The organism is Streptomyces sp. NPDC059456 (assembly GCF_042750055.1).
Classification (GTDB): Bacteria; Actinomycetota; Actinomycetes; order Streptomycetales; family Streptomycetaceae; genus Streptomyces.
On sequence record NZ_JBHYVA010000037.1, the window covers coordinates 1 to 25,884 of the forward strand.

The 25,884-nt window shown below is 71.1% G+C and carries 27 protein-coding genes; all 27 read left to right on the forward strand.

Going from position 1 to position 25,884, the window contains the following annotated elements:
• Positions 1 to 675: thiamine pyrophosphate-dependent enzyme (locus ACFXA3_RS05880; protein WP_385182477.1), on the forward strand; the 675-nt coding region annotated here is incomplete at its 5' end.
• Positions 676 to 725: 50 nt separating this feature from the next.
• Entirely contained in the window at positions 726 to 1,157 is a 432-nt protein-coding gene (locus ACFXA3_RS05885) for a nuclear transport factor 2 family protein (RefSeq protein ID WP_385182480.1), read from the forward strand.
• A 23-nt stretch (positions 1,158 to 1,180) separates the two neighbouring features.
• Positions 1,181 to 1,636 (forward strand): nuclear transport factor 2 family protein, encoded by a 456-nt coding sequence (locus ACFXA3_RS05890; RefSeq protein ID WP_385182483.1) that lies wholly within the window; start codon positions 1,181 to 1,183, stop codon positions 1,634 to 1,636.
• A 13-nt stretch (positions 1,637 to 1,649) separates the two neighbouring features.
• The gene (locus ACFXA3_RS05895) at positions 1,650 to 2,030 is read left to right on the forward strand and encodes a nuclear transport factor 2 family protein (RefSeq protein ID WP_385182484.1); all 381 of its coding nucleotides are present in this window, start codon (positions 1,650 to 1,652) and stop codon (positions 2,028 to 2,030) included.
• A gap of 13 nt (positions 2,031 to 2,043) precedes the next feature.
• Complete coding sequence (locus ACFXA3_RS05900) at positions 2,044 to 3,657, forward strand: GMC family oxidoreductase (protein ID WP_385182486.1); 1,614 nt, start codon at positions 2,044 to 2,046, stop codon at positions 3,655 to 3,657.
• Positions 3,650 to 4,261, forward strand: coding sequence for a DJ-1/PfpI family protein (locus tag ACFXA3_RS05905; RefSeq protein WP_385182489.1), 612 nt, complete (start codon positions 3,650 to 3,652; stop codon positions 4,259 to 4,261). Before ACFXA3_RS05900 ends, ACFXA3_RS05905 begins: the two co-directional genes overlap by 8 nt.
• Entirely contained in the window at positions 4,261 to 4,707 is a 447-nt protein-coding gene (locus ACFXA3_RS05910; protein ID WP_385182491.1) for a VOC family protein, read from the forward strand. Before ACFXA3_RS05905 ends, ACFXA3_RS05910 begins: the two co-directional genes overlap by 1 nt.
• Before the next feature lies 1 nt (position 4,708).
• Positions 4,709 to 6,538 (forward strand): AGE family epimerase/isomerase, encoded by a 1,830-nt coding sequence (locus tag ACFXA3_RS05915; protein ID WP_385182493.1) that lies wholly within the window; start codon positions 4,709 to 4,711, stop codon positions 6,536 to 6,538.
• A 37-nt stretch (positions 6,539 to 6,575) separates the two neighbouring features.
• The gene (locus ACFXA3_RS05920) at positions 6,576 to 6,959 is read left to right on the forward strand and encodes an STAS domain-containing protein (RefSeq protein WP_385182496.1); all 384 of its coding nucleotides are present in this window, start codon (positions 6,576 to 6,578) and stop codon (positions 6,957 to 6,959) included.
• Complete coding sequence (gene glgX, locus ACFXA3_RS05925; protein ID WP_385182499.1) at positions 6,956 to 9,091, forward strand: glycogen debranching protein GlgX; 2,136 nt, start codon at positions 6,956 to 6,958, stop codon at positions 9,089 to 9,091. Before ACFXA3_RS05920 ends, glgX begins: the two co-directional genes overlap by 4 nt.
• 51 nt (positions 9,092 to 9,142) lie before the next feature.
• Positions 9,143 to 9,454, forward strand: coding sequence for an STAS domain-containing protein (locus ACFXA3_RS05930; RefSeq protein WP_385182502.1), 312 nt, complete (start codon positions 9,143 to 9,145; stop codon positions 9,452 to 9,454).
• Between the two features lie 5 nt (positions 9,455 to 9,459).
• Entirely contained in the window at positions 9,460 to 9,924 is a 465-nt protein-coding gene (locus ACFXA3_RS05935) for an ATP-binding protein (RefSeq protein WP_385182504.1), read from the forward strand.
• Complete coding sequence (locus ACFXA3_RS05940) at positions 9,906 to 11,165, forward strand: PP2C family protein-serine/threonine phosphatase (protein WP_385182507.1); 1,260 nt, start codon at positions 9,906 to 9,908, stop codon at positions 11,163 to 11,165. Before ACFXA3_RS05935 ends, ACFXA3_RS05940 begins: the two co-directional genes overlap by 19 nt.
• Positions 11,166 to 11,909: a MinD/ParA family protein gene (locus ACFXA3_RS05945; RefSeq protein ID WP_385182510.1), complete on the forward strand. Its 744-nt coding sequence runs from the start codon at positions 11,166 to 11,168 to the stop codon at positions 11,907 to 11,909. It begins immediately after the preceding gene.
• A gap of 71 nt (positions 11,910 to 11,980) precedes the next feature.
• Positions 11,981 to 12,721: a type 1 glutamine amidotransferase domain-containing protein gene (locus ACFXA3_RS05950; protein ID WP_385182513.1), complete on the forward strand. Its 741-nt coding sequence runs from the start codon at positions 11,981 to 11,983 to the stop codon at positions 12,719 to 12,721.
• 32 nt (positions 12,722 to 12,753) lie between these two features.
• Positions 12,754 to 14,238, forward strand: a complete 1,485-nt coding sequence (locus tag ACFXA3_RS05955) for an aldehyde dehydrogenase family protein (RefSeq protein ID WP_385182516.1) — start codon at positions 12,754 to 12,756, stop codon at positions 14,236 to 14,238.
• Between the two features lie 68 nt (positions 14,239 to 14,306).
• On the forward strand, positions 14,307 to 14,951 hold the full coding sequence (locus ACFXA3_RS05960) for an NADPH-dependent F420 reductase (protein WP_385182518.1): 645 nt from the start codon (positions 14,307 to 14,309) through the stop codon (positions 14,949 to 14,951).
• Between the two features lie 2 nt (positions 14,952 to 14,953).
• Entirely contained in the window at positions 14,954 to 15,514 is a 561-nt protein-coding gene (locus ACFXA3_RS05965; protein ID WP_385182520.1) for a (2Fe-2S)-binding protein, read from the forward strand.
• A gap of 5 nt (positions 15,515 to 15,519) precedes the next feature.
• Complete coding sequence (locus ACFXA3_RS05970) at positions 15,520 to 17,925, forward strand: xanthine dehydrogenase family protein molybdopterin-binding subunit (RefSeq protein WP_385182523.1); 2,406 nt, start codon at positions 15,520 to 15,522, stop codon at positions 17,923 to 17,925.
• Complete coding sequence (locus tag ACFXA3_RS05975) at positions 17,922 to 18,746, forward strand: FAD binding domain-containing protein (protein WP_385182526.1); 825 nt, start codon at positions 17,922 to 17,924, stop codon at positions 18,744 to 18,746. Before ACFXA3_RS05970 ends, ACFXA3_RS05975 begins: the two co-directional genes overlap by 4 nt.
• 26 nt (positions 18,747 to 18,772) lie before the next feature.
• The gene (locus ACFXA3_RS05980) at positions 18,773 to 20,047 is read left to right on the forward strand and encodes an MFS transporter (protein ID WP_385182528.1); all 1,275 of its coding nucleotides are present in this window, start codon (positions 18,773 to 18,775) and stop codon (positions 20,045 to 20,047) included.
• Positions 20,044 to 21,546 (forward strand): ATP-binding protein, encoded by a 1,503-nt coding sequence (locus ACFXA3_RS05985; RefSeq protein WP_385182531.1) that lies wholly within the window; start codon positions 20,044 to 20,046, stop codon positions 21,544 to 21,546. The genes ACFXA3_RS05980 and ACFXA3_RS05985 overlap by 4 nt, the downstream gene beginning before the upstream one ends.
• Positions 21,547 to 21,561: 15 nt before the next feature.
• Positions 21,562 to 21,903, forward strand: a complete 342-nt coding sequence (locus tag ACFXA3_RS05990) for a nuclear transport factor 2 family protein (protein WP_385182534.1) — start codon at positions 21,562 to 21,564, stop codon at positions 21,901 to 21,903.
• Between the two features lie 114 nt (positions 21,904 to 22,017).
• The gene (locus ACFXA3_RS05995) at positions 22,018 to 22,665 is read left to right on the forward strand and encodes a TMEM175 family protein (protein ID WP_385182536.1); all 648 of its coding nucleotides are present in this window, start codon (positions 22,018 to 22,020) and stop codon (positions 22,663 to 22,665) included.
• A 71-nt stretch (positions 22,666 to 22,736) separates the two neighbouring features.
• On the forward strand, positions 22,737 to 24,092 hold the full coding sequence (locus ACFXA3_RS06000) for an IS701 family transposase (RefSeq protein ID WP_385182539.1): 1,356 nt from the start codon (positions 22,737 to 22,739) through the stop codon (positions 24,090 to 24,092).
• On the forward strand, positions 24,092 to 25,306 hold the full coding sequence (locus ACFXA3_RS06005) for an XdhC family protein (RefSeq protein WP_385182542.1): 1,215 nt from the start codon (positions 24,092 to 24,094) through the stop codon (positions 25,304 to 25,306). Before ACFXA3_RS06000 ends, ACFXA3_RS06005 begins: the two co-directional genes overlap by 1 nt.
• Before the next feature lie 93 nt (positions 25,307 to 25,399).
• On the forward strand, positions 25,400 to 25,884 hold a 485-nt coding region (locus ACFXA3_RS06010; protein ID WP_385182545.1), incomplete at its 3' end, for an IMP dehydrogenase.

The window sequence follows — 25,884 nt, forward strand, 5'->3', positions numbered from 1 at the left end:
CAGCCACCCCAGCCCCCCCAACTCCAACGGCTGCTGACCCCGCCGCGGCGGGCGGCCGCGGCCGCCCGGCTCGACGCCCGCACCCGGGAGCGGGCGCTGTCCGCCCGGTCCGGCGCGGCCGACCAGGACGGTTCGCCGATGGCCGTCTTCCTGCGGACCCTGGCCGAGCGGACCGGCGGGGACCTGATCGTCTTCGACGAGGCGCTGACCACCTCGCCGCTGGTCACCCGGTACCTGCCGCCCGAGCACCCCGGGGACTACCACCTGACCCGGGGCGGTTCGCTCGGCGTGGGCTTCCCGGGGGCGGTCGGGGCCAAGCTGGCCCGTCCGGACCGGCTCGTCGTCGGCTTCGCGGGGGACGGCGGGTCGATGTACACGTACCAGGCGCTGTGGACCGCGGTCCGGCACGGCATCGACGCCAAGTTCGTGGTCTGCAACAACCGCAAGTACCGGCTGCTGGACGACAACATCGCCCAGTACTGGCGGGAGCGGGACATCCCGCAGCACGGCTTCCCGGGGTCCTTCGACCTCTCCCACCCCGAGATCGACTTCGCCGGGCTGGCGCGGGCGCTCGGCGCCGAGGGGACGCGGGTGGAGAAGCCGGACGAGGCGGTCGCCGCCGTGGCCCGGATGCTGGAGCACCCCGGACCGTTCCTCGTCGACGTACAGATCTGACGCACCGCACCGCACTGCACCGCACACCACCACGGACAGGAGGAGACCGCATGCCCGCCGAGCGGCTGACCGAGGACGCGATCCGCACCTTCGCGGAGAACTGGTACGTGGCCCTGGACCAGCACCTGCCGCAGGACCAGGTGCTCGCCCTCATCACCGAGGACCTGGAGCTCAAGGTCCCCGAGGACACCTTCCTCGGACACCAGGGCTTCGGCCGCTGGTACACGGCCGTCACGAACCGCTTCTTCGACGAGGTCCACACCGTCACCAAGGTGGAGCCCGTCATCGAGGGCGACCGGGCGATCGTCCGGGTCCTCGTCAACTGGCAGGCCAAGATCTGGGACCCGCCGGCCGCCCGCAGCCAGTGGATCGGCTTCGACGCCGACCAGACCTGGACGGTCGTGGCCGGTCCCGACGGACCGCTGATCAAGCAGTACACCGTCAACGACCTGGCTCCGATGCCCGGTTCCGCCTCGCTCTGAGCGCCGGCGAAGGAGAAGCGACGATGACCGAAGTGACACGGGAGCGGGTCGAGGCGGCCTACGCCGCCCTCGGGTCCGGCGACCGGGCCCGCATCCTGGAGTACTACTCCGAGGACCTGCGCTGGCTGGTGCCGGGCAACCACCCGCTGGCCGGCTGGTACGAGAGCCTGGACGCCTTCCTGGAGCTGATGGGCCGGACGCACAAGCTCACGGGCGGCACCTTCCGGATGGACATCCAGTCCGTCCTCGTCGGTGAGGACTGCAGCGCCGACGTGTGCCGCAACGTCGCCGTGCGGGACGGCGCGGACGCGGCGAGCGGGTCCCCGTACGAGCGGATGGACTACCCGGTCTTCCACTTCATGCGGTGGCGGAACGGCCGGATCATCGAGGGCCGCGACGGGCTCTTCGGGGACTCGGCGACCGCCTTCAGCCAGTTCTGGGCGCCGTTCGCGCCGGACGGAACCCGCCGGGACCGATAGGGGGAGGAGCGCGATGAGCGCTGTGGACGCACGACGGATCCTTGAGAAGTACTACGAGTACGCCAACGCCGGGGACTGGGACCGCTGGTGCGACCTGTTCGCCGACGACCAGGTCATGGACGAGCAGCTCGCCGGCCACATCGAGGGCCTGGAGGTCCTGCGCTCGATGATGAAGGGCATGGGCACGATGTACCGGGTCTTCCGGAACGAGCCCGTGCACTTCCTCGTCGACGGGGAGAAGGCCGCGGCCGTCTCCCACCTCAGCGCCGTCAGCGCCTCCGGCGAGGCGATCGAGGCCGAGGTCATGAACTTCTTCCGGATCGTGGACGGAAAGATCGCCTACATGGCGAACTACCACGACACCGTCCCCTTCCAGGTGCTGGGCCAGGGCTGAGGGGGGCCGGGACGTGGCGATCAGCGAGAGAGAAGAGTACGACTACGTCATCGTGGGATCCGGCACCGCGGGCAGCGTCCTCGCGAACCGGCTCTCCGCGGACCCGGACGTCTCCGTCCTGGTCCTGGAGGCGGGCGGCAACCGCATCCCGCCCGAGGTGGACGACCCGTCCTCCTGGTACAAGCTGCTGGGCGGGCCCGTCGACTGGGGCTACACCAGCGTCCCGCAGCCCGGGCTCGACGGCCGCCGCACGTACGAACCGCGCGGCAAGGCCCCCGGCGGCAGCAGCAACCTGTACATCATGATGCACATCCGGGGCCACGCCTCGGACTTCGACAACTGGGCCTACCAGGGCGCCGCCGGCTGGGCGTACGAGGACGTCCTGCCGTACTTCGCGCTCCTGGAGGGCCAGGAGGACGCCACCGCGGCCACCACCGGCACCCGCGGCCCGCAGCGCATCACCAACGCCGGCCTGCACGGCCCCAACCCGGTCTCGCGCGCCTTCATCGACGCGGCGGTCGAGCTCGGCCACCAGGAGATCGCCGACTTCAACACCGACGGGCCCCGGCGCGGCCTCTTCGGCGCCGGCTGGCACCACATCGACGTCGCCGACGGCCGCCGCCAGGGCACGCTGGCCGCCTATCTGGAGCCGGCCCTGGACCGCCCCAACCTGACGCTGCGCACCAGCGCGCAGAGCACCCGGCTGCTGTTCGACGGCGACACCTGCACGGGCGTGGAGTACGTGCAGTCGGCGCCGCCCGCAGAGTTCCCCGGCCGGACCGTGCGCGACGGCCACAGCGCGGGCGCCGCGCCCGGGCCGCACTCCGTACGGGCCCGCCGCGAGGTGATCGTGGCGGCCGGGGCGATCGAGTCCCCGAAGCTGCTGCTGCTCTCCGGCATCGGCAACCCCGAGCAGCTGCGCGAGCACGGCATCGAGACGGTCGCGGCCCTGCCCGGGGTCGGCGAGAACTTCCACAACCACGTACTGACCGGGCTGATGGCCGAGGTCACCCAGGAACTCCCGCCCCCGGCGCAGAACCTGTCGGAGAGCGCTCTGTTCCTCTCGTCACAGCCCGGTCTTCCCGCGCCCGACCTGCAGATCGCCTTCGTCCACGTGCCGTTCGACGTGATCGTCGGCAAGGACCACCCGAACACGGTGAGCATCCTGCCCGGCGTCGTACGGCCCGTCTCGCGCGGCTGGATCAGGCTCGCCAGCGCCGACCCGCTGGCCCACCCGCTGATCAACCCCAACTACCTGGGCGACCGGTGGGACCTGGAGCGGATGGTGCAGGGCATCAAGCTGGCCCGGGAGATCTTCGCGACCTCGGCCTTCTCGCCCTGGTACAAGCAGGAGCTCCAGCCCGGTCCCGGCTTCGTCTCCGACGAGGACCTGCGGACCTTCGCGAAGCAGAAGTCGGAGAGCTACCACCACCAGGCCGGCTCCTGCCGCATGGGCATCGACGACCTCGCGGTCGTCGACCCCGAGCTGCGGGTGCACGGCGTACGCAACCTGCGGGTCGTCGACGCGAGCGTGATGCCCGCCGTCCCGTCGGGCAACTGCCACACCGCCATCGCGATGATCGCCGAGCGCGCGGCGGACTTCCTGAGGGGGACCTCCCGTGCCTGACGCCGTACTGCGCGAGGGTGCGCTGAGCGGGACCCGGATCGCGGTCCTCGTCGAGAGCGACTTCTACGAGCCGGAGATCTTCTACTACCGGCACCGCTTCGCCGAGGAGGGCGCCGAGGTCGACTTCCTGACCCGGCTGTGGGGCAACGACTCCATCACCTTCTCCGGGCACGAGTACCGGGCGCCGTTCACCGCGGACCGGTCCCTGGAAGGGCTGAGCGACGAGGAGCTGCGCCGGTACGCCGCGATCATCGTGCCCTCGGGCATGGTGGCCGACCGGCTGCGCTACACCGAGGACGTGGACGTCCTCGCACCGGCCACGGAGCTGCTGCGCCGGGCCTTCGAGGAGCCGACGGTCCTCAAGGGGATCATCTGCCACGGCATGTGGCTGGCCTCCTCGATCCCGGACAAGATCCGGGGCCGCAAGGTGGTCTGCCACAACAACCTCATCGGTGACGTCCGCAACATGGGGGCCGAGTACGTCAACGAGGACGTGGTGGTCGACGGCGACCTGGTCACCGGGCGCACCGGAGCCCACCACCACCTCTTCGCCCGGCGGATCATCGAGCTGGTCGCGGCGGGGCGGGGCCGGGGGGCCGGCTGATGGCCGGCGCCGGAGAGCGCGTGATGGTCTGGTCGCACGTGGGCCTGAACTGCACGGACCAGAAGACGACCGAGGAGTTCTACACCCGGTACTTCGGCTTCTCCCGGGCCCGGGTCGTCGACCTCGGGGAGTCGCAGATCGTGTTCCTGCGCAAGGGGGACGCGTACCTGGAGCTCTTCGCGGCCGGTACCGCCGCGGCCCGGCCGGGGCAGGACGACGGGCCGCAGGCTCCCGGCCGGATGCGCCACCTGGCCTTCCAGACCGACAGCGTGGACGCGTTCCTGGCCGAGCTGGGCGACGCGGCCGAAGTGACCCTGGGGCCGCTGGACTTCGACGACTTCATCTGCGGCTGGCGGACCGTGTGGGTCCGCGATCCCGACGGGGTGATCGTCGAGGTCAGCCAGGGATTCGAGGACGACCGCTCACACGACAAGGACGGTGCATGACATGGCGGACGCCGTGAGCTTCTCCTTCTCCGACACCATCGCGGGCTACGTCGGCCGCTTCGACTCCGGGTCCCGCCTGCTGCGGCTGAAGACCTCGGACGGCCGCGAGTTCGACGTCTCCCTCGCCGGGGACCCGAGCGCCGAGCTGGTCCGCAACCTGGACGAGCCGTACATCGACGCCTCCGGGCACATCGACGAGATGCTCTCGCCGGGCCGGTTCCTCTTCGTCTACGGCGTGCACTACCCGGAACACGGCGGGCGTTTCGACGCCAAGCGCCTGGTGTTCCTGGGCCGCGGCGCCGAGGACTACCGGTTCGAGGAGCCCAGCTGGTGGGTCAAGCAGATCGAGTCGCTGGCCGACTTCTACAAGCGGGCGCAGTTCGGCGAGGGCCCGGTGGACTTCTCGGAGTACCGCACCGAGATCCGGCTCGGCGGCGACAAGACCGCCAGCCACGTCCAGGAGACCGACACGATCTCCCGGCTGGTCTACGGCATGGCCTCGGCCTACCTGCTGACCGGCAAGGACGAGTACCTGGAGGTCGCCGAGCGCGGCACCGAGTACCTGCGCAAGCACATGCGGGTCGTGGACAGCGAGGAGGACGTGGTCTTCTGGTACCACGGCATCAGCGTCGACGGGGACAGTGAGCGCAAGCTGTTCACCTCGGAGTTCTCCGACGACTACGACGCGATCCCGATGTACGAGCAGATCTACGCGCTGGCCGGCCCGATCCAGACCTACCGCGTCACCGGTGACGTCCGGATCAAGAACGACGCGGACGCCACGATCCGGCTGTTCGACAAGTTCTTCCTGGACCGCGAGCAGGGCGGCTACTACTCGCACATCGACCCGATCCTCTTCAGCGCGGACCACGAGTCCCTCGGCGAGAACGCCGAGCGCAAGAACTGGAACTCGGTCGGCGACCACGCGCCCGCGTACCTGATCAACCTGTACCTGGCGACCGGCGAGCAGAAGTACGCCGATTTCCTTGAGTACACCTTCGACACCATCGCGGACAAGTTCCCGGACTACAAGAACAGCCCCTTCGTCCAGGAGCGCTTCTTCCGCGACTGGTCGCACGACACCGCGCACAGCTGGCAGCAGAACCGCGCGGTCGTCGGGCACAACCTGAAGATCGCCTGGAACCTGATGCGGATGAACTCGCTGAAGCCGAAGGCGACCTACGAGGAGCTCGCCAAGAAGATCGGCGAGATCATGCCGGCGGTCGGCAGCGACGTGCAGCGCGGCGGCTGGTACGACGTCGTGGAGCGGGTCAAGTCCACCAGCGAGGACGGGCGGGAGACGTATCGTTTCGCCTGGCACGACCGCAAGGCCTGGTGGCAGCAGGAGCAGGCGATCCTCGCCTACCTCATCCTGAACGGCACCGTCGGCGGCGACGCCTTCCTGCGCGAGGCCCGGCAGGCGCAGGCCTTCTACAACACGTTCTTCCTCGACCACGACGAGGGAGCCGTCTACTTCAACGTGCTCGCCAGCGGTACCCCGTACCTGCTCGGCACGGAGCGGCTCAAGGGCAGCCACTCGATGTCCATGTACCACTCGGCGGAGCTCTGCTACCTGTCCGCCGTCTACAACAACCTGCTCATCAACGGGCGGGAGATGGACTTCCACTTCAAGCCCGACCCGACCAACCTGCCCGACCGCGTGCTGCGCGTCTCGCCCGACCTGCTGCCCGCGGGATCCGTGCAGATCGCGGCCGTCGAGATCGACGAGAAGCCGTACCGGGACTTCGACGCCGACGGGCTCACCGTCCGGCTGCCCGACGTCCAGGGGCGGGTCAAGGTCAAGGTCCGGCTGCGCCCGGTGACTTCATAGCGCTCAACGGGGGGCGCCCCGACTAGAGGGGAAAGCAATGTCTCTGAACGTCAAGGAACGCCGCAACAAGGGCGGTACCGTCCTCGTCGCCACCGGCGAGATCAACAGTGAGACCTCCGGACAGCTGCTGCAGGCCCTGCTGCCGCTGGTCCGCGAGGGCCGGCCGCTGCGCATCGACCTCACGGCCGTCACGTACGTGTCCAGCGCGGGCCTGCGCACCCTGCTCGTCGTCTACCGCGAGGCCCAGCACGCCGGGGTCGCGGTCACCCTGTACGGGGTGAGCGAGGAAGTCCGGTTCGTCATGTCGGCCACCGGCTTCCTCGACTTCTTCGAGACGGGCGAGGCGGCGGCCGCCGAGGCCAGGTCCAAGCCCCGGCAGACGGCGAAGGCCGGCTCCGTCGCCGGCGTGGTCGCACCATGACCGAGACCCGGTCCGAGCAGGTCCTGCGCGTCGACGCGTACCCGACCCACGAAGTGGGCGGGTACCGCGTCCGCGCCGGCAAACCGTTCCCGTTCGGGGCCAACGTGGTCCCCGGCGGGGTCAGCTTCTCCGTCTACTCCGACCAGGCGACCTCCATGACCCTGGTCATCTTCAAGCGCGGAGAGCCCGAGCCGATGGCCGAGCTGGAATTCCCCGAGGAGTTCCGCACCGGCAGCGTCTTCGCCATGACGGTCTTCGGCCTCGACCACGAGAACATCGAGTACGGGTACCGGGCCGACGGCCCGTACGACCCCGTCACCGGCCACCGCTTCGACGCCCGCCAGATCCTCTCCGACCCGTACGCCCGGCTGATCGCCGGCCGCGACGTGTGGGGCGTGGAGCCGGACCGCAGCCGCGGCTACCAGTACCGCTCGCGCGTCTGCCTCCAGGACTTCGACTGGGGCGACGACACCCCGCTGCGGCTGCCCGCCGAGGACCTCGTCGTGTACGAGACCCACGTGCGCGGCTTCACCCGGCACCCGTCCTCCCGGGTCACGGCCCCCGGCACGTTCGCGGGGCTGCGGGAGAAGATCCCGTACCTCAAGGAGCTCGGGGTCAACTGCATCGAGCTGCTCCCGGTGTTCGAGTTCGACGAGAGCGACAACATGCGCTCCAACCCGGAGACGGGCGAGCACCTCTTCGACTACTGGGGCTACAACACCGTCTCGTTCTTCGCGCCCAAGGCCGGCTACGCGGCCACCGGCCGCTACGGGATGCAGGGCGACGAGTTCCGCACCCTGATCAAGGACCTGCACGCGGCCGGCATCGAGGTCATCCTCGACGTCGTCTTCAACCACACCGCCGAGGGCAACGAGCAGGGCCCGACGATCTCCTTCAAGGGGCTCGACAACGCCACGTACTACATGCTCACGCCCGAGGGGTACTACTTCAACTTCAGCGGCACGGGCAACACGGTCAACTGCAACCACCCCGTCGTGCGCAACTTCGTGCTCGACTGCCTGCGCCACTGGGTCGCCGACTACCACATCGACGGCTTCCGCTTCGACCTCGCGGCCATCCTCGGCCGGGACCTGGACGGCACTCCGCTGCCCAACCCGCCGCTGCTGGAGATGCTCGCCTACGACCCTGTCCTGCGGCACACCAAGCTCATCGCCGAGGCCTGGGACGCGGGCGGCCTGTACGAGGTCGGCAACTTCCCGGCGTACGGCCGCTGGGCGGAGTGGAACGGCAAGTACCGCGACACCGTGCGCAGCTTCCTCAAGGGCGACCCCGGGGTGACCGGGGAGCTGGCCACCCGGATCGCCGGCTCGCCCGACCTCTACTCGACCCGCGGCACCTCCGCCTCGGTCAACTTCCTCACCGCCCACGACGGCTTCACCCTGGCCGACCTCGTCTCGTACAACGACAAGCACAACGAGGCGAACGGCGAGGGCAACAACGACGGGGCCAACGACAACAGCAGCTGGAACTGCGGTGCGGAGGGGCCGACCGACGACCCCGGGGTCAACGCGCTGCGCCTGCGGCAGATGAAGAACGCCCTGGCCATCCTGTTCACCAGCCAGGGCATCCCGATGCTGCTCGCCGGCGACGAGGTGGCCCGCACCCAGCAGGGCAACAACAACACGTACTGCCAGGACAACGAGCTGTCCTGGTTCGACTGGGACCAGGTCGACGACAACGCCGAACTGCTCCGGTTCACGCGGGAGATGATCGCCTTCCGCGGACGCCACCGCGAACTGCGCTCCACCTCCCACCCCACCGGGCGGGTCCGCGAGAGCCTCGGCCTGCCGGACATCAGCTGGCACGGGGAGCGGGCGTGGCAGCCCGACTGGTCGGCGGAGAGCCGGCTGCTGGCCGTGGCCCGCTGCGGCACCGGTGACGACGACGTGGTGTACGTGGCCATGAACGCGCACTGGGAGGCTCACGACCTGGAGCTGCCCGTGCTGCCGCACGGGCGCAGCTGGCACCTGTTCGCGGACACCGGGGCCGGCGCCCCGCACGACATCCGCACCCCGGGCGGTGAGACCGAGCTGGACAACGCCGGCAAGTACCTGATCGGTCCGCGCTCGGTCGTGATCCTGGTCGGCCGGACGCCCGATCCCGAGCTCTAGGAGCACCTGCCCGACCGCACGCCCCAACCGAACGGCCGAAGGAGACCTCACATGCCGCTTTCCGTGTCCCTGAGCGTCGAGGGCGACACCACCGTGATCGAGCTGGCGGGCGAGCTGGACGCCAACACCGCTCCGGACTTCCACCAGACCATCGAGAAGGCCGCCGGGCACGGCACCGGCACGGTCGAGATCAGGATGGCCGGTGTCGGCTACATGGCCAGCGCCGGACTGCGGTCCCTGGTCTTCGCCCAGCAGAAGGTGGCGAACCACGTGACCATCAAGGTGGTCGGCGCGATCGAGCCCGTGTCCCGGACCATCCGGACGGCCGGGCTGGACCGCAGCATCGTGCTCTCCGATGAGTGAATCGCATGAGTGAGATGGTCGAACTGGCGAGGACGCCCGCCGAACTGGAGGTGCCCGCCACGCTGGGGGCACTGGGCGACATCGCCACGTTCGTCCTGCGGCTGGCCGGCCGGGCGGGCCTGGGCAAGGGCCCCACGTACCGGATCCGGCTGGCCGTGGACGAACTGGCCACCAACATCGTGATGCACGGGTACCGGGGCGGCGGCGGGCGGATCACCGTCCGCGGCCGCTCCGGTCCCGGCCGGGTGCAGATCTCCATAGCGGACTCCGCGCCGGCCTTCGACCCCGTCGCAGGCCGTCTGCCCCCCGCCCCCGGTACTCCGCCCGAGCGGCGCAGGGTCGGCGGACTCGGCATCCACCTGGCGCTGACCAGCGTGGACGAATTCAGCTACGTCCGCAGGGACGGCCGCAACATCAGCACGCTGACTGTGAACGCCGAGGGGACGGACCCATGCCCTCCACGACCGTGATCATCCTCGACGAGTACCCGCCGCCGCCGCTCGAACTGCTCGACGCGCTGCGGTCGATGGACGCGGAACTCGTCGCCCGCACCCTGAGCGAGCTGCGCAGCGGCCCGCTGGACGGGCTGCCCGTCGCCGACGTACTGCTCGCCCCGGCCGAGGCCGACGGCGAGTCGGTGCGCCTCGCGGTACGGCGGCTGCGCCGCTGGGCCGGGGCACCCATCGTGGTCGTCTGGACGGTGACGGAGTTCGCCGCGCTGGAGGCACACGTCCGGCTCGGCCACGACTACCTCGTACCGCCCTTCCTGCCCACCCTCGTCGGGGCGCGGCTGCACAGCTGCTCGGAGCGCGCCGGACTCGGCCGCAACCTGCGCGAAGCCGACGCCCGCGCCGAACTCATGGGCTACGAGAAGGAGCTGGAGATCGGCCGGGAGATCCAGGCGGGGTTCCTGCCCGAATCGCTGCCGGTCCCCGAAGGCTGGGAGATCGACGTCCGGTTCCGGCCCGCCCGGCAGGTCGCCGGGGACTTCTACGACGTCTTCGAGATCTCCCGCGGGCGCCGCCTGGCCTTCGTCGTCGCCGACGTCTGCGACAAGGGGGTCGGCGCCGCACTGTTCATGGCGCTGATCCGCTCCCTGCTGCGGCACACCGCGGAGAACAGCGGGCTCCAGCACCTGGTGGCCGCCGGACGGGCGGGCGGCAGCCGGCGGATCCCGGTGGTGGGCGCGACACCGCTGCTCAACGCGGTCACCGCCACCAACGGATACCTGACCCGCAACCATCTGAGGCAGGGCTATTTCGCCACCCTGTTCTTCGGCGTGCTCGACCCGCTGACCGGCAGCCTCGTGTACATCAACGGGGGCCACAACGCCCCGCTGCTGCTGCGCGCCGACGGCGGCGACCCGCTCGCCCTGGAGGTCACCGGACCCGCCGTCGGGGTGCTGCCGGACTGCGTCTACACGCTCGGCTACGCCCAGCTGGACCCCGGCGACACCCTGTTCGTGTTCACCGACGGAGTGCCGGAGGCCCGCTGCCCCAGCGGCAGCTTCCTGGGTGACGAACGGATGCTGGAGCTGCTCGCCGGCCCCCCGGCGAGCGGCAGGGAGGTGGTCGACCGGATGGACACCGCCGTACGGGAGCACACCGGCACAGCCGAACAGCACGACGACGTCACCATGCTGGCCCTGCACCGGCCACGTGCGGCGCGGGGGCCGCACGCGGACGGCGGCGGCCACCGGGTGGTGGCGTAGATGACCCGGACCATCGTGGTGCACTCGCACCGCGGGGGCACCGGGAAGTCCTCGGTACTGGCGAACCTGGCCCTGCTCATCGCGGGCGGGGGACGCCGGGTGGGGGTGGTCGACACGGACATCCAGTCGCCCACCCTGGACCTGATCTTCCGGCTCGGCCCGGGTCCCTCCCTGGCCGACTACCTGCTCGGACGCTGCGAGATCGAGGCCACGGCCCAGCAGGTCGCCGTGCCCGGGCTGTACGTCGTACCGGCCCGGACCGGGACGGCGGCGCTGCGCGAGCTCATGACGAGCGGCTACGACGTGGGGCTGCTGGCGGAGGGCTTCGACCGGCTGGCCGGGCACCACGCGCTCGACGTGCTGCTGCTCGACACCCACGCCGGGCTGAACAACGAGTCGGTGACCGCCATGGCGAGCGCCGACGTGCTGATGATCCTGGCCCGGGCCGACCGCATCGACCTGTCCGGAGTCGAGGAGACCATCGCCCTGGCCGGGAGGCTGGCCTGCCGGCGGGCCTTGGTCATGAGCATGGCCCCCGAGGGCGTCGACGGCGAGCAGATCCGCCGCCGGGCGCAGGAGGTGTACGGCGCCCCCCTGGCCGGAATCCTTCCCTATGTGCCGGAAATGGCCGCCCTGTACGGCGAGCGCATATTCGCCGAAGCGCATCCCGACCACCCCCTGGTCGGTGAATTCCGCACCATCATCTCGGCGTTGGACGCACCTCACGAAGTATCGCGCGCCTGACGCTCCCCCCCTTACGCCCCCTGCGGGGGGCGTGTTGAATCGGCAGCGATTCCAGAACAAGGAGAACAGTCATGAAGATTCTCGTCGTCATGACGGCCAAGGCAACGCTCCATCTGCTGGACGGGGAACAGCATCCCTCGGGTTTCTGGGCCGAGGAATTCGTCGTTCCCTACACCCTCTTCAAGGCCGCAGGCCACACCGTGGACGTGGCGACGATCGGGGGCCGGACCCCCACGGTCGACCAGACCAGCATCGACCCCCAGTTCCTGCGGTGGGTCCGCCCCGAGGGCTCGCCGGACGAGGACGCGGCCAACGCCGCCGAGTACGTGAGAGTCATCGAGAACACCCCCCAGCTCCGCAACCCGATCGCCCTGGAGTCCCTGGGCGAGAAGGACGTCGCCGGCTACGACGGCATCTACGTCAGCGGCGGCCACGGCGCGATCGGAGACCTGCCCCACTCCGACGAGCTCGCGCAGGTCCTGCGCTGGGCCATCGCCCAGGACAAGCCGCTCGCCACCGTCTGCCACGGCCACACCTCGCTGCTCGCGCTGCGCGACGGCGACGGCCGCTGGCCGTTCGAGGGCTACCGCATGACGGCGTTCTCGCACAGCGAGGAGATGGTCACCAACATGGCGGGCCGGCTCCCGCTGATCCTGGAGGCCGAGCTCACCCGGCTCGGCGCCCGCTACGAGAAGGCCGGGAAGATCTGGGACTCCCACGTGGTCGTCGACCGCAGGCTCACCACCGGCCAGAACCCGTACTCCTCCAAAGCCCTTGCCGAGACGTTCCTGACCCAGCTCGCCAAGGACTAGAACGCCCCCGCATCCGACACCGGAAGGCAGCCATGACCAAGCGCGCGCTCAGCGACCAGCCCTTGGCCAACCCCGGGAAGCTGTTCATCGGCGGCACATGGGTTCCGGCCCAGGACGGCCGTACCGAGCCGGACATCAGCCCCGTGGACGGACAGGAGATCGTACCGGTGGCGCAGGCCACCGCCGCCGACGCGGACGCGGCCGTCGCCGCCGCCCGCCAGGCGTACGAGGAAGGTCCCTGGAGCAGACTCTCCGCCCAGGAGCGCGCGCTGAGGCTGAACCGGGTCGGTGAGCTCATCGAACGCGACCTGGAGGAGATCGCCCTGCTGGAGACGGTGGACATGGGCAAGCCGTTCGCCTTCTCCAGCACGGTCGACGCCCCCATGGCCGCGCAGCTCATGCACTACTACGCCGGCGCCGTGACCCGGGTCGACGGCTCCTCGCGGGCCCCGGCCGGCGGACAGCTCGCCTACACCCTGCGCGAACCGCTGGGCGTGGTCTGCGCCATCACCCCGTTCAACTTCCCGCTGCTGCTGTCGATGACGAAGATCGCACCGGCACTGGCGGCGGGCAACACGGTCGTCCACAAGCCCTCCCCGGCCACCCCGCTCACCGCGCTGAAGATCGCCGAACTCTTCCAGGAGGCGGAGATCCCCGACGGCGTGCTGAACGTGATCACCGGCCCCGGCGTGGAACTCGGCGAGACCCTGACCGACCACCCGGGCATCGACAAGATCGCCTTCACCGGTTCCACCGCGGTCGGCCAGTCGATCATCCGCAAGTCGGCGGGCACCCTGAAGAAGGTGACGATGGAGCTCGGCGGCAAGTCCGCCAACATCGTCTTCGCCGACGCCGACCTGGACGCCGCCGAGGAACTGGCCTTCTTCGGCATCTACTACAACAAGGGCGAGATCTGCACCGCCGGCTCCCGGCTGCTGCTCCAGCGCCCGATCCACGACGAACTCGTCGAACGCCTGGTCCGGCGGGCCGCCGACCTCAAGCCCGGCGACCCGCGCGACCCGGAGACCCTGTTCGGACCGCTGGCCCACCGCGGGCAGTTCGACAAGGTCAGCTCGTACATCGAGATCGGCGAGAAGGAGGGCGCCGTCCTGCGCACCGGCGGCACCGGCTGGACCCCGGACGGAGCCTCCAGCCAGGGCCTGTACTTCCTGCCGACCGTCTTCACCGGCGTCGACAACGGCATGCGGATCGCCCAGGAGGAGATCTTCGGCCCGGTGCTGTCGATCATCCCCTTCGACACCGAGGAAGACGCGATCCGGATCGCCAACGACAGTGCGTACGGTCTCGCCGCCGGGGTCCATACCAAGGACCTGCGGCGCGCGCACCGGGTCGCCTCCCAGATCAAGGCCGGCACGGTCTGGGTGAATTGCTACAACCAGTACGACCCCTCCGTGCCGTACGGCGGCTACAAGGCCTCCGGATACGGCCGCGAGTGCGGACCGGAATCCCTGGAGAGCTACACGCAGACCAAGTCGGTCTGGATCGGCATGGACTGACCGGGCGTCCGCCTGACCGACCGACCCACTGACCGATCGACCCACTGACCGACCGAGTAGGAGCGGACATGCGCACAGGCATCATCGGCACCGGGCGGATCGGCTCCACCCTCGCGCGGATCCTGGTGGCGGCCGGGCACGAGGTCGTGCTGGCCAACGCCCGCGGACCGCAGTCGATCGGCCCCTTGCTGGCCGAACTGGGCCCGGCTGCCTCGGCGGCGTACCCCGCCGAGGCCGCCGACCGGGCCGGCCTGCTGGTGCTGATGGTGCCCCACGCGAGCGTCCGGGGACTCCTCGCGCCCGCGGCCGTGGAGGACAAGGTGCTGGTGGACGCCACCAACACGTTCAGCGGCGCGGGCGCACCCGCGGACCCGGACGGCCGCACCTCCAGCGAACTGGTCGCCGACTGGTACCCCGGCGCCCGGGTGGTGAAATCCCTGAACACCATGCATTTCGAGACGCTCGCCGTAGCCGGGGTCTCCCCCCGGACGAAGTCCGGAGGGAGCACCGCGGGGGGCGAACGCCTGGCCCATTTCACCGCGGGGGACGACGAGAAGGCGAAGGAAATCGTCGCGGGAATCATCTCGGATTTGGGATTCGCCCCCGTAGACACCGGCTCGCTGCACGCCGGAGGAATTCTCCAGCAGCCCGGCGGGCCCCTTTACAACCGGCCGCTCACGGAAGCGCAGGCGCTGGCATGGATATCTCACTGAACGTGAACGGAAGACCCGAGCAGTTCGCGGCCGAGCCGAACGAACTGCTGGTGGAACGGCTCCGCGACGGCCTCGGGCTGACCGGCACCAAGGTCGGCTGCGACACCGGCCAGTGCGGCACCTGCGTCGTCCGGCTCGACGGCCGCTCGGTCAAGAGCTGCCTGCTCCTCACCGCGTCGGCAGCCGGCTCCCGGGTGACCACCATCGAGGGGGTCACCACGCGCGGCGGCGAACTCACCGGCCTCCAGGAGGCCCTGCGCCAGGAGCACGGAACCCAGTGCGGGTTCTGCACCCCCGGCATGGTGATGGCCCTCGGCGAGCTCGTCGAGAACACCGCGGACCGCGAGGCGCCGACCGAGCCCGAGATCCGCGAGTGGCTCACCGGCAACCTGTGCCGGTGCACCGGCTACCACAGCGTCGTACGGGGCGTGCAGCGCGCCTGCTCCGCCGCCCGGGCCGAGCTGCCCGAGGAGATCGGCGAGGGCGCGGCCGCCGTCCCCGCGTCCGCAGGGTCCACCGCGTCGGCGTCGGCGTCCGCGTCAGCGTCCGGCAAGGAGGTGTGAGGGAGATGACCGCAGTGACGGGGGAGGCACCCCTCCAGGGATCGGGCCTGCTCGGCCGGCCGCTGGACGCCCGCGAGGATCCGCAGCTGCTGCGCGGCGAGGCCACGTACGTGGCCGACATCGACCTCCCGGGCACCGCCCACATGGCGATCCTCGGCAGCCCGGTGGCCCACGCGAAGATCCTCTCCATCGAGACCAAGGCCGCCGAGCAGATGCCCGGCGTGCTGAAGGTGGCCACCGCGGCGGACTTCACCGACGTGATGCCGCTGCCGTGCATCTGGATCCCCGGCGGCGTCGAGAGCCACTTTCCGCCGCACCCCTACGGACTCCCCGGCGCCCGCCCGGTCCTGACCGGCGACACCGTCCGGCACGTCGGAGATCCCATCGCCGTGGTCGTCGCCGAGACCCCGCGCCAGGCCGCCGCCGCGCTGGCCGCCATCGCCGTCGAGTACGAACCGCTGCCCGTGGTCACCCGGGCCGACGCGGCACTCGCCGAGGGCGCTCCCCAGCTGCACGAGGCCGTACCGGGCAACCTGAACGCGTACTGGACCTGCGGCGACAAGGACCGCACCGAGGCGGCCCTCGCCGAGGCCGAGGTCAAGGTGGAGCTGGACCTCGTCAACCAGCGCACCATCAACAGCCCCATCGAGCCGCGCGGCGCGGTCGGCGACTACAACGCCGCCACCGACGAGTACACGCTGTACGCCTCCACCCAGGGCCCGCACAACCACCGCTTCCTGCTCGCCGCTCTGGTCCTCGGCATCCCCTTCAACAAACTGCGGGTGATCGCCCCGACCGTCGGCGGCAGCTTCGGCACCAAGGGGTACCTGTACCCCGACATGGCGCTGGTCCTGCTGCTCTCCAAGGCGCTGCGCCGGCCCGTGAAATGGGTGGACACCCGCACCGGGCTGATGAACTCCACCGTCCAGGGCCGCGACCACCGCCAGCACGTGGTGCTCGCCGGCACCCGCGACGGCCGGATGACCGGCCTGTGGGCCACCAGCTACGCCAACCTGGGCGCGTACCCCTCCACCATCGGCCCCGGTGTCGCCACCGCCCTGATGGGCCGCTCCATCAGCGGCATGTACGACATCCCGGCCGCGTTCTGCGAGGTGTACGCCGCCTTCACCAACACCGTCTCGCTCGGCGCCCAGCGCGGCAGCGGGCGCGCCGAGGCGGCCTTCCTGATGGAGCGGCTCGTCGACCGGTACGCCTCCGAGATCGGCATGGACCCGGCGGCAGTGCGGCGCAAGAACCTGGTGCCGAAGGAGAAGTTCCCGTACGACAACGGCCTCGGCTGGACGTACGACTCCGGGGACTACCAGCTGAACTTCGACAAGGCGATGGAGCTGTCGGGCTACGCCGACATGCCCGCCCGCAAGGCCGAGGCCCGCACCCGCGGCAAGCGGCTCGGCGTGGGCCTGGCCACCTACGTGGCGATCTGCGGCGTCGGCCCCTCCACCCGGATGTCCCAGGAGGGCATGCTCGGCGGCACCTGGGAGAGCGCGAACATCCGCGTCCACCCGACCGGCGAGGTCACCGTCACCGTCGGCTCCGCCTCCACCGGCCAGAGCCACCACACGGTCTTCGCCCAGGTCGCCGCCGACGAGCTCGGCATCGACCCGGCAACCGTCCAGGTCTACGAGGGGGACACGCTCAAGGCCCCGTACGGGCAGGGCACGTACGGCTCGCGCTCCTACAGCATGGCCGCGCCCGCCGTGGCCCTCACCGCCCGCAAGATCAAGGCCAAGCTGGTCAAGGCCGCGGCCGTGTTCCTCGGCATCCCCGAGGACAAGGTCGTCTACGAGGGCGGCGCCGTCCACGAAGAGGGCAACCCGGAGAACACCAAGACGTTCGCCGAGCTCGCGATGTCCATGTGGTACGGCTGGGGGCTGCCCCACGAGATCGAGCCCGCCCTCGACGAGACCACCCACTTCGACCCCCCGGACTTCAACTACCCCTTCGGCACGCACGTCGCGGTCGTCGAGGTCGACGAACTCACCGGCGAGACCGAGGTGGTGGCGTACACCGCCGTGGACGACGCCGGCAACATCGGCAACCCGAAGATCGTCCTCGGGCAGATCGAGGGCAGCATCACGCACGGCCTCGGCCAGGCGCTGATGGAAGCCGCCGTGTACGACGAACAGGGCCTGCTCGTCAGCTCCGACCTGACCACGTACGCCCTGCCGCGCGCCGCGGACGTGCCGTTCTTCACCCTCGACAAGACCACCACGCCCAGCCCGCACAACCCGCTCGGCGCCAAGGGCGCCGGTGAGATCGCCACCGTGCCGCCCGCCGCGGCCGTCGTCAACGCTGTCGTCGACGCCCTCTCCGACCTGGGCGTGCAGCACATCGACATGCCGCTCACCCCCGAGAAGGTCTGGCGCCGCCTGAGAGGGGAAGCCCAGTGATCCTCACCGAGTTCGACTACGTCCGGCCCGTCGGCCTCGACGAGGCGCTGACCCTGCTCTCCGGCACCCGGGGCGCCCGGGTGCTGGCCGGCGGCCAGAGCCTGCTGCCCGCGCTGCGCACCGGGGAGACCACCGCCCGGCTGCTCGTCGACGTACGGCACCTGGAGGAGCTCCGCGGCATCGGGCGGACCCCCGACGGGATCCGGATCGGGGCGCTGACCACGCTCGCCGAGCTCGCCGCCCACCCGGCCGTCCGGGCCGAGGCGCCGGAACTGGCGGCCGCCGCCCGGGCCAACGGGGACCCCCAGGTCCGCAACCTCGGCACCGCCGGCGGGAACCTCGCCGCCGGCGGGCGCGCCACCGACCTGCCGGTCGCGGCGATCGCCGCCGGTGCCCGGATCGAACTGGCCGGACCCGGCGGGCGGTCGACCGCGGCCGCCGAGGAGTTCGCCGCCTCCGGCGTGCCCGCCGGGGCCGTGGTCACCGCACTGCTGGTGCCCGCCGCCGGGCCGGGCGCCGCCTTCGAGAAGACCGCGGACCGGGCCACGCGCTACCCGGTCTGCGCCACCGCCGTACGGATCACCCCCGACGGGCCGCGCATCGCGGTCACCGGGGCCACCGCCCGCCCGCTGCGGCTGCGCGGCGTGGAGGACCGGCTGCGCGGGGGCCCGTACACGACGCAGGCCGTGCTCGCGGCCTTCCGCGCCGAGCCCAGGGAGCTGTTCGTCCCCGGGCGCGGCACCTCGGCCGAATACCTCGGCCACCTCGCGGGGGTGCTCGCCGCCCGCGCGCTGCAGAGGGCGGATCAGGCCCTCGCCTGACCGCCCACCACGGGGGAGTTGACGCAGTGGCCGAATCGTCCAGGACGACCACGGGGAAACCGGCGCGGCCGGCCGCCCAGGCGGCCGGGGCACCCAGAGGCTCCGGCTTCTGGGTGGTCGGGGCGGTCCTCGTCCTGCTGATGCTCTCCTCCTCGGTACCGTCCGCCCTCTACGTGCTCTACCAGGAGAGATGGGGCCTGTCCTCCGGCATGATCACGGTGGTCTTCGCCCTGTACGCCGTCACCGTGCTCATCGGGCTCCTGCTGTTCGGGTCCCTGTCCGACACCCTGGGGCGGCGGCCGGTGCTCGGTGTCGGCCTGGTCCTGGCGATCGTCTCCATGGGACTGTTCGCCGGCGCGCAGGGGCTCGGGCTGCTGCTCGCCGCCCGCGCCGTCCAGGGGCTGGCGGTGGGCCTGGCCACCGGGGCGATGGGCGCCGCCCTCCTCGAACTGGCCCCGCGGTCGCGGCCGGCGCTCGGCGCCCAGGTCAACAGCGCGGGGCCGACGGTGGGCATCGGGCTCGGCGGGATCGGGGCCGGGCTGCTCGTCCAGTACGCGCCCGCCCCGACCGTGCTCAGCTACCTGCTGCTGATCGCCGCCTTCGCGGTCACGCTGGTGGGGGTGGTCCGGATGCGTGAGAGCGCTCCCGGCGCTCGCTCCGGCGCCCGCGCCGGCGGGCGGCCGCGGATCTCGGCGCGCCGGATCCACGTCCCGGCCGCCGTGCGGGGACGGTTCGCGGTCCTCGTCCTGACGATCGTCGCCGTCTGGTCCGTCGGCGGCTTCTACCTCTCGCTCGGGCCGCACCTGGCCCTGTCCCTGCTCCGGAGCACCAACTACCTGGTCGGCGGGGCCACCGTCGCCCTGCTCGCGGGCGCCGCCACCGCCGCGCAGCTGCTGCTGGGCCGCACCGAGGCCCTGCGCACCGCCGTCCTCGGCCTGTGCGGGCTGCTGGCCGGGCTCGGCCTGGTGCTGCTCGCGCTGGGCCTCGGGTCGGCGACCGTGTTCCTCCTCGCCACGGCCGTCCTCGGCGCCGGCTGGGGCGCGGCGTTCCTCGGCTCCTTCCGGGCGCTGAGCGCGCTGGCCGATCCGGCGCACCGCGGCGAACTGACCGCCGCCGTCTACGTCTTCGCGTACCTCGCGATGAGCGTGCCGGCGGTGCTCGCCGGAATGCTCACCAACATCCACGGCCTGCACCGCACCTCGGTCGGCTTCATGGCCGCCGTCGCCGGGGTGTGCGCGCTGGCGCTGTTCGTCACGCTGCGGCTGGCCGCCCGCACCCGGGCCGAAGGGAGCACGACATGAAGGCTGCCGACATGGACGCCGCCGAGCTGCGGTCGGCCCTGCTCGGGCTGGAGATCTTCGCCGGGCTCACGGCGGACCAGCTGGACTGGCTGGTGTCCGTCTCCGAGCCCCGGGTCCTCGCCGACGGGGAGGTCCTGTTCCGGGACGGCGAGGAGGCCACCGGCTTCCACGTCCTGCTCGCGGGCGGGCTGGTCGTGACCAAGGTCGTCGACGGCCGCGAGGAGGTGCTGACCCGGCACTCCACCGAGGAGGAGAGCGTCGCCGCCGAGGAGCACGACGGCAAACCCTCCGCCGCGCACCGCTTCACGGGCGAGCTGCCGCTGCTGACGGACGGGGCGTACGTGGCCACCGCCGCCGCGAGCGGGCCGGCGACGACCGTCGTCGCGTACCCGAAGCCGGTGTTCTTCGAGATGCTGACCCGCTGCCACGGGGTGGCGGCCGTGCTGATCCCGGTACTGGCCTGGCGGATCAAGTCCTCCGAGGTGCAGGCCCGCAAACGGGCCACCGTCGAGGCGCTCGGCACCCTGGCCGCGGGCCTGGCGCACGAGCTGAACAACCCTGCGGCCGCGGTCGCCCGGGCCGCCCAGGAGCTGGCACCGGCCCTGGAGGGGCTGACCCGGACCGCCCAGGCGTGGGGCGCCGCCGCGACGGGCGCGGAGCGCTCGGTGCTCGACCGGCTGGCCGAGGAGCTCGACAAGCTGCCGCCGCCGGTCACCACCGACCCGCTCGCCCAGGCCGATGCCGAGGAGGAGATCACGGACTGGGCCGAGGAGGCGGGCACCGAACGGCCCGGACTGCTCGGCTCCGGGATCTCGGACCTCGGGCTGGAACTGGGCTGGCTGCTGGAGCGGCTGGAGGGGATCGGCGAGGCCGCCCTGCCCCCGGCCCTCGACCACCTGGCGGCCCTGCTGGAGATCCGCTCGCTCGCCGCGGAACTGCGCGCGGCGGGTCCGAGGATCTCCCAACTGGTCGCCGCCACCCGGGATTACGCCAATCTCGACCGGGCGCCCGAACAGCGCTTCGCGGTGGCCGACGGGATCGAGAACACGCTGGTCGTGCTGCGTTCCAAGCTGACCGGCATCACCATCGTGCGTGAGTACGAGCCGCAGCTGCCCGAACTGACGGGCTATCCGAGCGAGTTGAACCAGGTGTGGACCAACCTGGTCGACAACGCGGCCGAGGCCATGGAGGGCGCCGGCACGCTCACCCTGCGGGTCCGCGCCGAGGGGGTCTGCCTGGTCGTCGAGATCGCCGACACCGGGCGGGGCATCCCCGAGGGCTCCCTGCCGCGGATCTTCGAACCCTTCTACACGACCAAGGACGTGGGCAAGGGCACGGGCCTCGGACTGCACCTCAGCTACCGCATCGTGACCCAGCGCCACCACGGCTCGATCACGGCCCGCTCCCGTCCCGGCGAGACCCGGATGGTCGTCCGGCTGCCGCTCACCGCGGCCGCCGCCTGCGCCGAAACACCTGATGAACCCACCTCCACCCGTTGAGAGAATGGAGTCGACATGGCCAAGTACGACATCTCCAAGCTGCACCCGGTGTTCGTCCGCCAGATGGAGGCGCTGGCGGCCCTGGACATCGAGGCGGTGATGAAGAACTACACCGACGACGCCGTGCTGCTGCGCTTCGAGGGCGCCTCGGTCGGGATCGAGGCCGTGCGCGAGACGTTCACGGGCTACCTGACGGTGAAGCCGACCCTGGTGGAGCTCCAGGAGTACATCGAGACCGAGGACACGATCTTCTACCGCGCGATCATGAACCTGAACGGCGAACCGGAGCACGCGTTCGGGACACTCGTGGTCCGCGATGGCCGGATCTGGCGCCAGACCGCCGGTTTCGGCGGCTGACCAACGATATCTGGGTAGCGTGTGCGGGGAGGGCGAAGGCAGCGCCCTCCCCGCTCGCGCAAGCCGCCGAAGGAGATCGGGGCGGATGCCGGCGGAAATGGCAAAGGGGAGGTCATGGAACGCGAAACCGGGCGTGTCGAGGCATTCAGTGACGGGGTATTCGCCATTGTCATCACGATTCTGGTTCTGGAACTGAAGGTTCCGAAAGAAACGGGATCGGACTTCTGGCGCGGCGTGTGGGAACAGTGGCCGCATTACGCCGCATACGTGGTGAGCTTCCTCATCATCGGCGTGATGTGGGTGAATCACCACACCATCTTCAGTCACCTGAAGCGGGTGGACCGACAGCTGTTGTTCCTGAATCTCCTGGTGCTGATGGTGGTGTCGGTGATTCCCTACACCACCACCGTGCTCGCCGAGCACCTCGTCGAGGAGGGCGGCTCCGCCAACGCCGCGGCCGTGCTCTACAGTTCGGTCACCGTCGCCTACGCGCTCGCGTTCCTGGCCTTCTGGTGGTACGTCACCCGGGTCGGCCACCTCTTCCACGAACGGGTGGACAAGGAGGGCGCCCGGGCCACCCGGGTCCGCTTCGGACTCGGCGCCGTGGCGTACCCCCTGACCGTTCTCCTGTCCTTCTTCTCCGCACCGCTCACTCTCGCCGCACACTTCCTGATCGCGCTCTACTATGCGGCGAACCAGATCCCGATCCCCCTCGTGGTAGAGGAAGAGCGGCTCGAATCTGTGAGCGACCTCAGGAAGTAGCCGCCGGGGCCTACGGCCGTTCTGTACGGTCAAGTAGGGTATTGGATCTAGTGGTCGCGGGGGAGGCCCAGATGGCTCGCGTGGTTCTGCCGGAGGATTCCGCCAAGGAAATCTCCGAATTGATCGACGTCCTGATCTCTCTTTTCTTCGAATCCTTACCCCGGCGGGACCAGCGAAACTGGGCCCGCGTTTATCTCAACGGCCTCGTGCGGACCAGTGGGAAGAAAACGATCCGCAACATCGCCGGAACGGGGGCCAGCTCGGTCGAACAGAGCCTCCAGCAGTTCATCAGCAAGTCCCCGTGGGACTGGACCCCGGTACGCCGCTCCCTCGCCCAGTACCTCGAACGCACCGCCCAGCGCCCGCTGGCCTGGGTGGTCCAGCCCATGGTGATCGAGAAGGCCGGCGACCGCTCGGTCGGCGTCGGCCGCCAGTTCGTCCCCCAGCTCGGCCGCACCGCCAACTGTCAGCAGGCCAGCGGCATCTGGCTCGCCTCCAGCGAGGCCAGCTTTCCCGTCGAATGGACCCTCACCCTCCCCGGGCCCTGGACGAACGAGCTGCTGCGCCGCCGGCGGGCCGGCATCCCCGACACCGCCCGCTCGCTCACCCCCGTCCAGGACGCCGTACACGCCGTCCAGCGGATGGCCGCCACCTGGCAACTCCAGCGCCGGCCCGTGGTGATGGAGGTCGCCAACACCGACATCCCGCAGAGCATCGAGTCCTTCGCCCTCCAGGACATCCCCTTCGTGTTCAAGGTCGACGGCTCGCTGCCCGTCTCCTTCGGCGGCGCCGGCCGGCACAAGCCCGGACCGCACACCGCACCCGCCCGCGAACTCATCGACTCCCTGCGCTCCCAGCGCCGCGTCGTCGAATGGACCCGGCACGGCCGCGCCGAAGGAGCAGTGACCCTGCTGACCTCGGCCGCCATCCTCGCGACCCCCGGCGAGGACCGGCCCGCCCCGCTGCCGCCCACCCCGCTGCTGCTCGTCGGCGCCTGGACCGAAGCCGCCCTGCTGCCCTCCGAGTTCTGGATCACGAACATCGGCGACCGGCCGCTGGCCCAGCTGTTCCTGCTCGCCAAACTCACCGACCGGGTATCCCTCGATTTCACCGAGACCTGCGAACCCGTAGGCATCCGTGATTTCGAGGGCCGCTCCTTCCGTGGCTGGCACCACCACGCCACGCTCGCGAGCGTCGCCCACGCGTCGAGACTGCTCGGCGCCCGCGGCAGGGTCCCCGAGGGATTCCCCGCCCCCGGCCGGCCCGCGCCGCTCGGCGTACCCGGGCACGTGTCCCGCCCGGGAGTGCCCGGACCCGCGACCCGTCCCGGCGCGCCCGGACCCGTACCGCGCACCGGACCGCCGCCCGTGCTGCCGCCCCGGCCGCTGATCCCCGGCCAGAGCGCGAGACGCGAGTACATCCGCTGATGCTCGACATCGCCGAGGAACTCCGCGCGTGGTGTGCCGCGCACCGGGAATTCGCCCTGGCCACCGTCGTCGCCGTCAGCGGGAGCGCGCCGCGCGGCCCGGGCGCCTCCCTCGCCGTCGACTCCGGGGGCACCGCACTCGGCTCCGTCTCCGGGGGCTGCGTGGAATCCGCCGTGCACGCGCTGTGCCTCGACGCCATCGCCTCCGGCGAAAGCGGCGTGCACCGCTTCGGCTACAGCGACGACGACGCCTTCGCCGTCGGCCTGACCTGCGGGGGAGTCCTCGACGTGCTGGTCACCCCGGTGCGCGGGCACGACCCGGTGCGGCCCGTCCTCGGCTCCGTGCTCGACGCCGCCGCCGGAGGGGCCAGGGCCGCTCTCGCCCGGGTCGTCTCCGGCCCGCCGACGCAGCTCGGCCGAGCCCTCGCTGTGCACCCCGACGGATCGTACGAGGGCTGCCTGGGCGGCGGCACGGCCCTGGACCGGGCCGCCGCCGGCCGGGTACGGGACCTGCTGCTGGCCGGGCGCACCGGGACCGCCGAACTCGGCACCGCGGGCGGTCTGTGCGGGCAGCCGCTCACCCTGCTGGTCGAATCCGCCGCGGAACCGCCCCGGCTGATCGTCTACGGGGCCATCGACTTCGCCGCCGCCCTCGCCCGGATCGGGGCCTTCCTCGGACACCGGGTCACCGTCTGCGACGCCCGGCCCGTCTTCACGACGCCCGCCCGCTTCCCCGACGCCGACGAGGTGGTCGTGGACTGGCCCCACCGGCACCTGGCCGCGGAATGGGAGGCCGGCCGCGTGGACTCCCGTACGGCCGTCTGCGTCCTGACCCACGACGCCAAGTTCGACGTACCGCTGCTGGCCCTCGCCCTGCGGCTGCCGCTCGGATACGTGGGCGCCATGGGATCGCGGCGCACCCACACCGAACGCGCGCAGCGGCTGCGCGACGAGGGGGTGCCGCAGGACGCGCTCGCCCGGCTGCGCTCACCCATCGGGCTGGACCTCGGCGGCGCCACCCCCGAGGAGACGGCCCTGTCCATCGCCGCCGAGTTCACCGCCGCCCGGTACGGCGGATCGGTTCTTCCGCTGGCGCACCGCCGCGGCCCGGTGCACGCCGGCCGCTCCGGCTCCGGTCTCTTCCGGGACCAAGGTCCCGTAGGAACAGACCACAGGGCCCGGTATGTCCTGGACGATCAGCCCGGGCGGCATTGATGCCGGGCCGTGGGAGAATGAAGTACGTGCGTTTCCTCGGCCGCTCCGCCGGGGCCGTAGCCGGATCCTTCGATCGACTGGGATGTTCAGCACGTGCGTTTCCTCAATGACCAGAAGCCGCCGTACGACCTGACGTACGACGACGTATTCATGGTGCCGAGCCGCTCCGCGGTCGGTTCCCGCCAGGGCGTGGACCTCTCCTCGCCCGACGGCACCGGCACCACCATTCCGCTCGTCGTGGCGAACATGACCGCCATCGCGGGCCGCCGCATGGCCGAGACCGTGGCCCGCCGCGGTGGCATCGTGGTCATCCCGCAGGACATCCCGATCGAGGTCGTCACCGACGTCATCTCCTGGGTGAAGACCCGCCACCTCGTGCTCGACACCCCGATCACGCTGGCGCCCACCCAGACCGTCGCCGACGCGCTGTCCCTGCTGCCCAAGCGGGCCCACGGTGCCGGCGTCGTCGTGGGGGGGGGGGGGCGCGCCGCCCGGCGCCCCGGGGAGCCGCCAGCACACACCCCGCGCGCGCCCCAGCCAGCGACAGACACACAGAGGGTGCTGGAGCGAGGCGGAGA

What these genes read in the sequence shown, in the direction of transcription:
- ACFXA3_RS05885 (WP_385182480.1), top strand. Translation starts at nt 726, where the DNA reads ATGCCCGCCGAGCGGCTGACCGAGGACGCGATCCGCACCTTCGCGGAG.
- ACFXA3_RS05890 (WP_385182483.1), top strand. Translation starts at nt 1,181, where the DNA reads ATGACCGAAGTGACACGGGAGCGGGTCGAGGCGGCCTACGCCGCCCTC.
- ACFXA3_RS05895 (WP_385182484.1), top strand. Translation starts at nt 1,650, where the DNA reads ATGAGCGCTGTGGACGCACGACGGATCCTTGAGAAGTACTACGAGTAC.
- ACFXA3_RS05910 (WP_385182491.1), top strand. Translation starts at nt 4,261, where the DNA reads ATGGCCGGCGCCGGAGAGCGCGTGATGGTCTGGTCGCACGTGGGCCTG.
- ACFXA3_RS05915 (WP_385182493.1), top strand. Translation starts at nt 4,709, where the DNA reads ATGGCGGACGCCGTGAGCTTCTCCTTCTCCGACACCATCGCGGGCTAC.
- ACFXA3_RS05920 (WP_385182496.1), top strand. Translation starts at nt 6,576, where the DNA reads ATGTCTCTGAACGTCAAGGAACGCCGCAACAAGGGCGGTACCGTCCTC.
- glgX (WP_385182499.1), top strand. Translation starts at nt 6,956, where the DNA reads ATGACCGAGACCCGGTCCGAGCAGGTCCTGCGCGTCGACGCGTACCCG.
- ACFXA3_RS05930 (WP_385182502.1), top strand. Translation starts at nt 9,143, where the DNA reads ATGCCGCTTTCCGTGTCCCTGAGCGTCGAGGGCGACACCACCGTGATC.
- ACFXA3_RS05935 (WP_385182504.1), top strand. Translation starts at nt 9,460, where the DNA reads ATGAGTGAGATGGTCGAACTGGCGAGGACGCCCGCCGAACTGGAGGTG.
- ACFXA3_RS05940 (WP_385182507.1), top strand. Translation starts at nt 9,906, where the DNA reads ATGCCCTCCACGACCGTGATCATCCTCGACGAGTACCCGCCGCCGCCG.
- ACFXA3_RS05945 (WP_385182510.1), top strand. Translation starts at nt 11,166, where the DNA reads ATGACCCGGACCATCGTGGTGCACTCGCACCGCGGGGGCACCGGGAAG.
- ACFXA3_RS05950 (WP_385182513.1), top strand. Translation starts at nt 11,981, where the DNA reads ATGAAGATTCTCGTCGTCATGACGGCCAAGGCAACGCTCCATCTGCTG.
- ACFXA3_RS05955 (WP_385182516.1), top strand. Translation starts at nt 12,754, where the DNA reads ATGACCAAGCGCGCGCTCAGCGACCAGCCCTTGGCCAACCCCGGGAAG.
- ACFXA3_RS05960 (WP_385182518.1), top strand. Translation starts at nt 14,307, where the DNA reads ATGCGCACAGGCATCATCGGCACCGGGCGGATCGGCTCCACCCTCGCG.
- ACFXA3_RS05970 (WP_385182523.1), top strand. Translation starts at nt 15,520, where the DNA reads ATGACCGCAGTGACGGGGGAGGCACCCCTCCAGGGATCGGGCCTGCTC.
- ACFXA3_RS05985 (WP_385182531.1), top strand. Translation starts at nt 20,044, where the DNA reads ATGAAGGCTGCCGACATGGACGCCGCCGAGCTGCGGTCGGCCCTGCTC.
- ACFXA3_RS05990 (WP_385182534.1), top strand. Translation starts at nt 21,562, where the DNA reads ATGGCCAAGTACGACATCTCCAAGCTGCACCCGGTGTTCGTCCGCCAG.
- ACFXA3_RS05995 (WP_385182536.1), top strand. Translation starts at nt 22,018, where the DNA reads ATGGAACGCGAAACCGGGCGTGTCGAGGCATTCAGTGACGGGGTATTC.
- ACFXA3_RS06000 (WP_385182539.1), top strand. Translation starts at nt 22,737, where the DNA reads ATGGCTCGCGTGGTTCTGCCGGAGGATTCCGCCAAGGAAATCTCCGAA.
- ACFXA3_RS06005 (WP_385182542.1), top strand. Translation starts at nt 24,092, where the DNA reads ATGCTCGACATCGCCGAGGAACTCCGCGCGTGGTGTGCCGCGCACCGG.